This is a genomic window from Frankia sp. CcMO1 (assembly GCF_977945845.1).
The window spans coordinates 1-10743 of sequence record NZ_CDWTMG010000169.1 but is presented as its reverse complement, the minus strand read 5'-3'; the positions used below and the strand labels follow the sequence as shown (position 1 = coordinate 10743).

6 protein-coding genes are annotated in these 10743 nt (G+C 72.3%); 2 read left to right on the top strand and 4 right to left on the bottom strand.

Features of this window, described 5'->3' with window-relative positions:
- The 3 genes from AC08OU_RS17620 to hrpA all read right to left on the bottom strand — a co-directional run.
- A partial coding sequence (locus tag AC08OU_RS17620) for a tetratricopeptide repeat protein (protein ID WP_476605337.1) occupies nucleotides 1-490 on the bottom strand: 490 nt, incomplete at its 3' end.
- A gap of 308 nt (nucleotides 491-798) precedes the next feature.
- Entirely contained in the window at nucleotides 799-1854 is a 1056-nt protein-coding gene (locus AC08OU_RS17615) for a toll/interleukin-1 receptor domain-containing protein (protein ID WP_476605336.1), read from the bottom strand.
- 74 nt (nucleotides 1855-1928) lie between these two features.
- Nucleotides 1929-6023: an ATP-dependent RNA helicase HrpA gene (gene hrpA / locus AC08OU_RS17610; protein ID WP_476605335.1), complete on the bottom strand. Its 4095-nt coding sequence runs from the start codon at nucleotides 6021-6023 to the stop codon at nucleotides 1929-1931.
- 556 nt (nucleotides 6024-6579) lie between these two features.
- Here hrpA and AC08OU_RS17605 point away from each other — a divergent pair.
- Together AC08OU_RS17605 and AC08OU_RS17600 are read left to right on the top strand one after the other, a co-directional pair.
- On the top strand, nucleotides 6580-7077 hold the full coding sequence (locus AC08OU_RS17605) for a hypothetical protein (RefSeq protein WP_476601749.1): 498 nt from the start codon (nucleotides 6580-6582) through the stop codon (nucleotides 7075-7077).
- On the top strand, nucleotides 7074-9188 hold the full coding sequence (locus AC08OU_RS17600; RefSeq protein ID WP_476601750.1) for an ATP-binding protein: 2115 nt from the start codon (nucleotides 7074-7076) through the stop codon (nucleotides 9186-9188). The genes AC08OU_RS17605 and AC08OU_RS17600 overlap by 4 nt, the downstream gene beginning before the upstream one ends.
- A gap of 91 nt (nucleotides 9189-9279) precedes the next feature.
- On the opposite strand, the gene AC08OU_RS17595 is transcribed toward AC08OU_RS17600, so the two are convergent.
- A complete protein-coding gene (locus AC08OU_RS17595; protein ID WP_476601751.1) occupies nucleotides 9280-10146 on the bottom strand; it encodes a helix-turn-helix domain-containing protein in 867 nt (288 codons plus the stop codon).
- Nucleotides 10147-10743 lie beyond the last annotated feature (597 nt).

The window sequence follows — 10743 nt, the reverse complement described above, 5'->3', positions numbered from 1 at the left end:
CATCAGATCCACGGCCAACCCCGGGACGTACTTCCCAAACAGACCCTAGGCGGCCGGCGTCGTCGATCCGGCCGGCGGCGAGGGTCACCTGTGCGAGGGTCTCCCGGCAAGCCAGGGTGTCGACGTGCGCTGGGCCGTCGAGCCGCTCGCGGGCGGCCAGGGCGCGGGCCGCGAGGGGGAGGGCCTGGTCGGCCCGGCCCTGCCCGAGCAGGTAGGCCGCCGAGCGTTCCGCCAGCCAGGCGGCCTCCGGACTGTCGGCCTCCAGACGGTCGGCATCGGTGGGGTCGGTGGCGTCGACGTCGGTGTCGGTGGCGTCGAGCACGGCGAGCGTGTGCGGGAGTAGCTCCCGCCAGGCGGGCCAGGCTTCCGGGTTGGCGGTGACGGCGTCGGGCAGGGCCGCGCGCAGCATCCGGGTCATGGTCGCGACGATCTCGTCGGCCTGGTCGGGGCTGGTGTGGGTGTGCACGGCGGCCCGCACCAGCCGGTGCATCGTCACGGTGTCCGCGTCGCGGTGGGCCAGGCCGTACCGCTCCAGGGCGCCGACGGTGTCGGCGAGGGCGAGCGGGTCGCCGGCCGCCGCCCGTAGCCCGGAGTCCGGAGTCGGGGATTGCGTTCGGCTCGGCAGTGAACAGCCGGATTGGGATCGGTTCGTTGTCGCCGTGCGCGACGATCCGCAGCAGGTGGCCGGCGGCCGGTGCCTCGGCGTCGAGCCGGCGGATCGGCTCGTCCCAGAGGGTGGCGGCGGTGGCCCCGGGCCGTCCGCTCACCTCCCCCTGCGCCAGGAGGACCTCCGGCCGGTCAATTAACACCTGAAGATAGGTCTCGGCGGGAGTGCGGCCGGTGCTGATGCGGTGGGCGGCCTGGTCGAGGGCGAGCGGGTGGTCCCCGAGCCGCTCGGCGATCCGGTCGGCGACCGTCCGTTCGACGGCGGGTAGCCGGCCGGCGAGCAGGGTGACGGACTCGGCCCGGTCCATCGGTCCGACCCGGCACGACCGGGCCGAGATGGTCCCAGCCGGGGTTGCGGGAGGTCAGCAGCAGCCGGCCGGGTTCGGCGGGCCGCAGCCAGGCCGGCAGCGTGTCGGCGTCGGCAGCGTCGTCGAGCACGATCAGCCAGCGGCCGTCGGCCCGGCCGAGGTTCGCGATCACGGCGGCCGGTTCCGCGTGGCCGGGTAGGCCCACCGCCGGGGCGAGCTCGCGCACCCGCTCGCCGATCAGCTCGGGGCGTTCCGCCGGCACCCACCACACGGCGTCGAGATCCGCCCGGTGCTGGCGGGCGTACTCGGTGACCAGGCTGGTCTTCCCGATCCCCGCGATTCCCGTCACGGTGACCAGCGGCGAGCGGGACAGCGCCTCGTCGAGCCGGGCGAGCGCGGCCGTCCGGCCGACGAACCGGGCGGGCTGGTCCGGCACGTTCCACACCGCCGGCAGCTCCGGCGGGAAGATCCCCCGCCGGCCGGGGAAGCCCGGCGGCTGTTCCGGCTGTGGCCGGTCGCCACGCAGGGCCGCGAGCAGGCTGGCCCGGACGGCGATCTCGCTGCGGTCGACCGGGACGAGCTGGCCGAGCAGACCGGGCAGCGGCCGGTCCGCCACCCTGGTCACCAGCAGCCGGCGTTCGCCTCCGGTCGGGTCGGCCGACCACGCCGCCGCCCATTCGGCGACCGCGGGCGAGGAGCGCAGGTAACCGTCGGAGACCACCGCGACCGTGTGCCGGGCCTGGCTCACCGCCCGGTCCAGCCACCCCACTCGGTGCGTCCCCGCCGGCGCCCAGGACTCAAGCAGGACCTGGTAGCCGGCATCCTCCAACGTCCCGGCGATCCATTCGGCCCAGGCCCGCCCGTCGTCCGCGTACGACACGAAACAGTCGGGAGCGCCGTGCCCATCGCCCCCCGCCGGTCACCGTCCCAGCATGGCATAGTCACCGAAACGGATTAACCGAGGATGGCGTCGATCGCTCGGTAGACGCGTTCCTCGGAAACCGGGTACGGGGTGCGCAGGCTCTGCGCGAACAGGCTCACCCGCAGCTCCTCGATCATCCAGCGGAGGCGCCGGATCTCGGGCGCCGGCTCCCGGCCGGCGGGGACGGTGGCGAGCAGCTCCCGATAGACGTCCTGGACGCGCCCGACGGTCGCGGTGTTGAGCCTGTCCCGCCCGGGATCGCGGGGCAGCCGCTCCAGCCGCCGTTCCAGCGCGGTCAGGTAGCGGACGAGGTCCGCCAGCCGGTCGGCCCCGGTGTCGGTGGCGAATCCCCGGTAGATCAACGAGGTGAGCTGGTCGCGCGCGTCGGCCACCGACGCCGCCACCGCCGGGGCACGCAGCTCGCGCAGCGCCAGATCGACCGCGTGGGCGAGGCCGAGCACCTGCTGAACCTCGCGGACCACCTCGAAGGCGGCCTCGGGCAGCCCCGCGCGTACCGCGGCGAGCAGCGCGGTGAAGCCCGCCTCGTCCCAGGCGGGCCCGCCGGCCGCGGCGATCAACCGGTCGGCGGCGGCCCGCACGCAGTCGTCCAGCAGGTCGGCGGCGTCGCGGTGCGGGTTGTGGCTCAGGGCCAGCTTCGCGGCGTTCGACAGCCGGGCGTTGAGGCCGCGCACCGGGGAGGGGACGCCCAGCAGCACCAGGCGCCGGGTGCCGGCCCACATCAGCTGGCGCTGTTCGGCCTCGGTGCCGGCGGCCCGCACCGCGACCGAACCGCCCTCGTCAACCAGCGCCGGGAACGCCTTCACCACGTGGCCGCCCGCCGCGTTGCCGCCTACCGCGTTGCCGCCGCGGCGCAGCTCGACGACCTTCGGCAGGGTGCCGAGGTCCCCCCACGCCCGCAGGCCGGCCCGCTCGAGGCCGTCCGCCGCGGCGGCAACGGCCTCCCGGGTCCTCGGGCGCAGCCGCTCCTTGATGGCGTCGAGGTCCTTGCCCTCGGCCAGCACCCGCCCGCCGGCGTCCTCCACCCGGAAGGTGAACCGCAGGTAATCCGGCACACCCGTCAGCGACCAGGAGTCGCGCGGGATCTCCGGCCCGCCCATCCGGCGCAGCTCGTGTTCCACCGCGGTGAGCAGGGGCACCTGGCGTGGCGTGATGTTCGCCAGGACCGCCTTGGCGTAGTTCGGCGCCGGGACGAAGCTGCGCCGCACCGCCTTCGGCAGCGCCCGGATGAGGGCGGTGACGAGCTCCTCGCGCAGCCCCGGCACCTGCCATTCGAAGCCCTCGGCGCCGACCTGGTTCAGCACGGCCAGCGGGATGTGCACGGTGACCCCGTCGGCCGCCGAGCCCGGTTCGAACTGGTAGCTCAGCGGCAGCGCGAGGTCGCCCGCCTGCCAGACGTCGGGGTAGTCGGCCTCGGTGATTCCCTCGGCGCCCGCGGAGACGAGCATTGAGCGCGGGAAGTCGAGCAGGTCCGGGGTCGTCCGGCGCGCCTTGCGCCACCAGGCGTCGAAGTGCCGGGCGGACACGATATCCGCGGGGATGCGCTCGTCGTAGAAATGGAACAGCGTCTCGTCGTCGACGACGATGTCGCGCCGCCGGGCCCGGTGCTCCAGCTCCTCGACGTCGGCGAGCAGCTCCCGGTTGGCGTGGAAGAAGGCGTGGCGGGTCTGCCAGTCACCCTCGACCAGCGCGTGCCGGAGAAACAGCTCCCGGCACAGGGCCGGGTCGACCCGGCTGTACTGGACCGGCCGGGAGGCGACGATCGTCACCCCGTACAGGGTCACCTTCTCGTCGGCGAGCACCGCGCCCTGCCGGCGCGACCAGCGCGGCTCGCTGTACGTGCGATGCACCAGGTGGGCGGCGAGCGGCTCGATCCAGTCCGGGTCGATCCGCGCGGCGGTGCGGCCCCACAGCCGGGAGGTCTCCACCAGCTCGGCGGCCATCACCCAGGCGGGTGGTCCGGACGGCCGCTTCGGCGCGTCCTCGCCCGCCGGGTCCCCCGGGTCCGCCAGCGCGGCTGTCGGGTCCGCCGACGTGGCTGTCGGCCCGGTGCGCTCGGCGCGGTTCGACCGCCGGGCCAGGGCGGAGCCCGGCCAGAGCGCGAAGCGGCCGCCGCGGGCGCCAGCGTACTCCCGGCGCTCCGGGTCGTAACGACCGATGTGCGACAGCAGCCCGGTCAGCAGGGCCTGGTGCACGGCCCGTGGATCGGTTCGTGGATCGGCCGCGCCGGAGCTGTCGTCCCGGGGGGTGAGCCCCAGGCCGCGGGCCACCGCGGCGAGCTGGCCGTGCACGTCCTGCCATTCCCGGATGCGCAGGTAGTTGAGGAACTCCGTGCGGCACATCCGCCGGAACTGGTTGGCCGACAGCTCGCCGCGGGCGTCGCGCAGGTAGTTCCACAGGTTCAGGTACGCCAGGAAGTCCGAGGTCGGGTCCGCGAACCGGGCGTGGCGGGCGTCGGCCGCCTGCTGGTGCTCGACCGGGCGCTCCCGGGGATCCTGGATCGCGAGCGCGGCGGCGATGACGAGCACCTCGCGCAGGCAGCCCTGCTCGTCGGCGGCGAGCACCATGCGGGCCAGCCGGGGATCCACCGGGATCTGCGCCAGCCGCCGGCCGAGGGGAGTGATCCGGTGGCGGGGATCGGCCGCGGTGGCGTCGAATGCCCCCAACTCGGCGAGGAGCAGTTCGCCGTCGCTGATCTGGCGGGGGTCGGGTGGATCGAGGAACCCGAACGTGGCCATCTCGCCGAGGCCGAGGTCGGCCATCCGCAGGATGACCGAGGCCAGGTTCGTCCGCAGGCTCTCCGGATCGGTGAACTCCGGCCGGCCGGCGAAGTCCTCCTCGCTGTAGAGGCGGATGCAGATGCCGTCGGCGGTCCGCCCGCAGCGCCCCTTGCGCTGGTTGGCGGAGGCCTGTGAGATCGGTTCGATGGGCAGCCGCTGCACCTTGGTGCGGTGGCTGTAGCGGGAGATCCGCGCGGTGCCCGGGTCGATCACATAATGGATTCCCGGCACGGTCAGCGAGGTCTCGGCGACGTTGGTGGCCAGGATCACCCGCCGTCCGGTGTGCGGCTGGAACACCCGGTGCTGCTCGCCGGCGGACAGGCGGGCGTAGAGCGGCACGATCTCGGTGTTCGGCCGCTGCTCGCGGGTGAGTGCCTCAGCGGTGTCGCGGATCTCCCGTTCGCCGCTGAGGAACACCAGGATGTCGCCCGGGCCCTCCGCGCACAGCTCGTCGACCGCCTCGCTGATGGCCTGGGTCTGGTCGCGCTCGACCTCGCCGTTCTCCCTGCCGGTCCTCCGCCCGTCGGCCGGGCCGCTGGCCGATCCGCTGGCCGGTCCGTCGGCTGGTCCGTCGGCCGCCGGGACGAGTGGGCGGTAGCGGACCTCGACCGGATAGGTGCGCCCGGACACCTCGATGACCGGGGCGTCCTCGAAGTGGGCGGAGAACCGGGCCGTCTCGATCGTCGCGGAGGTGATGACAATCTTGAGATCCGGCCGGCGGGGGAGCAACGACCGCAGGTAGCCGAGGATAAAGTCGATGTTGAGGCTGCGTTCGTGCGCCTCGTCGATGATGAGCGTGTCATAGCGGCGCAGCTGGCGATCGGAGGAGATCTCGGCCAGCAGGATGCCGTCCGTCATGAGCTTGACCAGCGTGTTCTCGTGCACCTGGTCGGTGAACCGGGTCTGGTAGCCGACGACGCCGCCCGCCTGGGGAGTCGGGGTGCGCAGTTCCTCCGCGATGCGGTCGGCGACGGTACGCGCGGCGATTCGGCGCGGCTGGGTGTGCCCGATCATCGCCCGGATCCCGCGGCCGAGCTCCAGGCAGATCTTCGGTAGCTGGGTGGTCTTGCCGGACCCGGTCTCCCCGGCGACGACGACCACCTGGTGATCCCGGATCGCGGCGAGGATCTCGTCCTTGCGCTGGGTGACCGGAAGGATGTCGGGGTAGTCGAGCGTCGGGACGCTGGCCCGGCGCCGCTCCACCTGCAGCGCCGCCCGGTCCACCTCGGCGGCGATGGCCTGTAGGGCCCGCTGGCGCGCGGCGGGCTCGCGGGTGCGCCGGCTCTCGGCGAGCCGTCGGCCTAGCCGATGGGCGTCGCGAGGAGACAACCCGGTCAGCCGCGCGGACAGCTCCGCCGGTGCTACTGGGCCTGCCGGTGCTACTGGGCCTGCCGGTGGTGACGGCTGCGGCGTGGGCGGCCTGGGCGGCCTGGCGGGAGGATTCAAGAGCTGCCTTTCCACACGTCGTCAAGCCTAGGACACAGCTGTCCCGGCGGCGTTGCATTCCTCCGGCCCGTCGGGCGGTGGCGGTGACTCTTCGGTCAGCGAATTTTGGGGACCTGAGCACGGTCTGCGGTCCCTGGACCGTGACTAGCTCCCCCGAATGGGAGGTCGGGCCGTCCCGTTACCTTTTCGACGGATGAGCGGTCCGACGGATGAGAGGCGAGCCGGTCCTTTGCGGACCAAGGCGAGGCGCCGCCGGTAGCCTGCCAACGGCCCGCCCGGTCGGCGGTGGGTCGCTGCTCGACGCCGTCGCGGCCTCTATGCCGTCGCAAGCTTGTCGTCGACAGGAACCTCGATGCTGAGGGGACAGAGCCATCATGATGATGAGGTGCGAAGTCGGCCCCTACCCTGGTCCGGGCGACCTCCCCGGGCCGAGCAGGACGTGACTGCCGACGGGCGGGAGGCGGCCTCGCCCGGGGTGCGGGAGCCGGTCCCGCTCGCGGCGCCGGCATCCTCCGCCGCCACGGGCACCGCCGCTACCGCCTCCGCGGGCACGGTGACCGCCTTCGGGGAGGGCACGCTCGAGCTGGGCCGAGCCTCCGTCGAGTTGGGCCGGGCTTACCAGGCGCTGGAACAGGTCATGGGGCGCGTCCTCGTTACTCTGCGGGCGGTTGCGGTCCTGCTGACGGTGTGCTACGTCGCGGTCTGGCGCTGGTACGACCACAGGCCGGCGGCGATGGCCGTCGCGGGGCTGACGGTCATCGGCGGTCTCGTCTTCTGCGTCGTCAGCCTGCGACGCGGGATCCGTCGATCGATGACCACCAGCACGGTCGCGATGTCGACGGTCCTCGCCCTGACGGCCTCGTCCTGGTTGCCGCCCGCTTCGGTGGGGGACAGCGGGAACTTCGTCTTCCTGACCCCATCAACGCCGGGATCGTGACGGTCTGGACATTTCCGACGGCCGTCGCGTCGGTCCTGCTCCTGACGCTGTGCGGCGCCACTCTCGTAGGCGGCTGGGGCCACAACCCCCGGGTCTTCTCTCAAACCGCCATGCTGCTGATCATTCCCGGTCTACTCGGGCTGGCGATCGGTCGACTGCGCCGGATCGCCCGTACGGCCGACCAGCGATGGGCGAACGTTGTGGCCCGGCACCGCAGCGAGGCGGTGGTCCTCGCCGTCGCCCGCGACCGCCGGGAACGGGAGCGAGTCATCCACGACACGGTGCTGAACACCCTGACCGGCATCGCCTGGGGCGGGGGACGGGACGTGGCACTCACCCGGCGTCGATGTGCGCAGAGCCTCACCGCCGTGCGCGGCCTGCTCGACCGGGACGACGAGGTCGGTCCGCCGATCGGCGATCGGTTGGCCGAGGCCGTCCGCGACGCCGCTCGACGGGGGCTGCAGGTCAGCCTCGAGGACCGGCGTCTCCCAGCCGTCGCGGGGGAACCTCCCGGTGAGCCCCCGGCCGTGGTTGTGGAGGCCTTCGTCGGAGCGGTCGGCGAGGCGCTGGTCAACGTGGAACGGCACTCCGGCACCCGGCGTGCCTCGCTGCTCCTCGGCGGTGGCCCGGGCCTGCTCATCGTGACGGTGTCCGACGCCGGGTGCGGCTTCGACCCGCAGCGGGTCGACCCCGCCCGGCTCGGGCTGCGCGAGTCCATCGTCGGACGGCTGGTGGACGTCGCCGGGACCGCCCGCATCGACGCGCACCCGGGGCAGGGCACCGTTGTGGAACTGCAGTGGCACGCCCCGGACGCGACGACGGGGCACGTGACGCGACCACAGCCGAGCGATGATCGCGGCGATCGGGGTGATCGCGGGGCCGGAAGGGTCGGCGGGCGGGTCGGCGGAAGGGTCGGCGGGCGGGTCGGCGATCGTCGGGACGTCGCCGCGATCGCCGCCGAGCTACGCGACGCCTATGCCGCCGGGCTGCGCCGGGCGCTCGGGCAGATCGTCGGGCTGTGGATGATCATCATGCTCGTGCCGTTGGTCGGCACGGGTGGATGGGTGCGGACGATGGCTGGAGCGGGAGCGATGTGGCTGCTGGTGGCCGCGCTCACCGTCGCCTTCGTCCGGCGCGGACGGAGTCGGCCGATCAGCGGTCCCGAGGCGGCCGTGCTGCTGTTCCTGGCCCTCGCCGTCGCCGTCGCCGGCATAGCGAACACCGTCGGCGCGGACATCGTCCGGATCGCGGACTGGCCGTTGCTCGTGCTTCCCCTGCTCCTAGCGTTCATCACCGCCTCCCGGCCACTCTGGGAATGGGTGGGTGCGCTGCTGGTCGCGATCGCCATGATGATCGTTGCGGTGTTCCTGCGTGGTACCACCGAACCGCTGGTGCTGGCGCGGCTGGGGGTACTGATCTACGGTGCGTGCGGGGTGCAGATTGTGACCGCGATGCTGGGTCCCCTGCTGCGCGGCACCGCGGAGACGACCGCCCGCGCCCTGGCCGCCGAGGCTGAGGTCGCCGCCCAGGTGGATGCGTTCACCATGATCAGGTGGGAGCGGGCGCAGTGGTTGCACACCGTGGGGTGGGAGGTGCTGCCGTTACTCGACGGAGTCGCGGGCGGTTGGCTGGACCCACGGGAAGCCGCCGTTCGGAGCAGGTGCGCGATACGGGCGGCCGCCGTCCGTCGCATGATCACCGGGGGTGGTCCGTCGTCGGCGCTGGCGGACCTCGACGCGGTCGTCGCCGACGCCGAGGCTGCGGGAATGACCGTCCAGATCCAGCTGTCCGGCGATCTGCGGCTCGCGCCAGCTCCCGTGCGGGCCATGGTGGCCGATCAGGTGCGGGAGGTGCTCGCCGCCGTCCCAGGCGGCCGAGCGATTATGACGGTCCTGTGGACGCCGGCCGGCGGCAGTGTTTTCGTCTCGCTGCCCTGGCCGCAGGGCCTGCCGCCCCCGCAGCTCGGCTGCGGGGGAGAGGACCCGGGCGGGATCGAGGTCTCGGTGGAGCTGGACGATCGGTGTCTCAGCCTGGAGCTGACCTGGCCGGCGAGCGCGGTCACGGATCCGACCAGGCGGGTCGAGCCGATCGGCGGGATGGCGGAGCAGTAGGGCCGGCAGGCCGGCAGAACGGCAGGCCGGCCGAGTAGTAGGCCGGCGGGCCGGCGGAGCAGCCGGTCGGTGAGCTGGGAGCGAACCGCGTTCAGAGCTCGGTGATGATGCGCCGTAGCAGTTCGGGAGTGTCACCCGGGGTCGTGCTGTCGACACTGAGCCGGTTATACACCTCCATGTACCGGTCGACGTCCTCGCGCTTGTCGAGGTAGGTGGAACCGGTGAGCTGCTCCAGGTAGACCACGTCCGGCGGGTCCATTTCGGGGAAGCGGAGGATCGTGAAGGCCCCACCCTCCGCCGCGTGGCCGCCGAAGGAGAACGGCATCACCTGCAGAGTGAGGTTCGGTAGCTCGGACGCGGTGATGAGGTGTTCGATCTGGGCCCGCATCACCTTCGGCCCGCCGATCGGCCGACGCAGCGCCGCCTCGTCGATGACTATCCAGAGCCGTGGCGGGTTCTTACGGTACAGCAGCTTCTGCCGGTTGAGCCGCACGTTAACCCGGCGCTCGACGACGTCGGCCGGTAGGTGATCACTACCCTGCGTGATGATTGCTCGGGCGTAGTCCTCGGTCTGCAACAGGCCCGGAATGAACTGGAGCTCGTAGGTCCGGATGAGCTGGGCCGCCTCCTCCAGACCGATGTACGGCTGGAACCAGGACGGGAGAACGTCGTTGAAGTTCTGCCACCAGCCAGCGGCGTTCGCCTCCCGGACAAGGGCCAGCAATGGGGCGCGCTCTGCATCGTCCGTGACCTGATAGAAGGTCAGCAGGTCGGCGACGTCGCGTTCTTTGAAGCTGACGCGGCCAAGCTCCATCCGGCTGATCTTCGACTCTGAGGCGCGGATGTGGTAGCCGGCGGTTTCCCGGCTGATGCCCTTCTCCTCGCGAAGTCGACGGAGCTGAGAGCCGAGCAGGATCCGACGTACGGTCGGTCCACTTCCCGGCTGAGCTGTCGTCACGGTCGGCCCCCTCGCCATGGTCAACACAAGAGTAAGATACTCGATCTTCTGGTTCCGGATGGGTGGCTGGTTCTCTCGTCTGGGTGACACTCGCGTGTTTAGCGTGGTGAGGATTATTTGTATACACGCTCACGGGGAGCGTCGACGGCGGGTCTCCGTTTAACGGGGGATGAGGATGCCCCCGGCTGTCGGGTACGGGCGCAATGGTGTGGACGATGACATGTCCGGACATTCCACTCTCACGGTGCCAGATTCCAGGGGGCGTGAGGACTTCGGGCCCTGGACGGCGATCGTGTACTTCCTACTGTTGCTCTCCACGGCGCCGCTCCTCTTCGCTCCTCCCCCCACTCTCCCGTCGGGTTCCCCCGGACCCGGCGACCGGTCCCGCAGCCACGTGTCCCCTGGCCGCCCGCCCCGTGGCATCTACCCCGCGGCCACCAGCTCTCCGTCGTGCCGCCTCTCCGACCGTCCCGCCCCTCCTCCAGGCCTCGGCCTCCCGCCGCGGGTCTCTCCGGGTTCACTCCGACGCGCTCTTCGCCGGCGCGCTGGTTCTGGTGCACGATCTCCGTCGAGTGCTGTTGAGGTGTGGATCTGGAT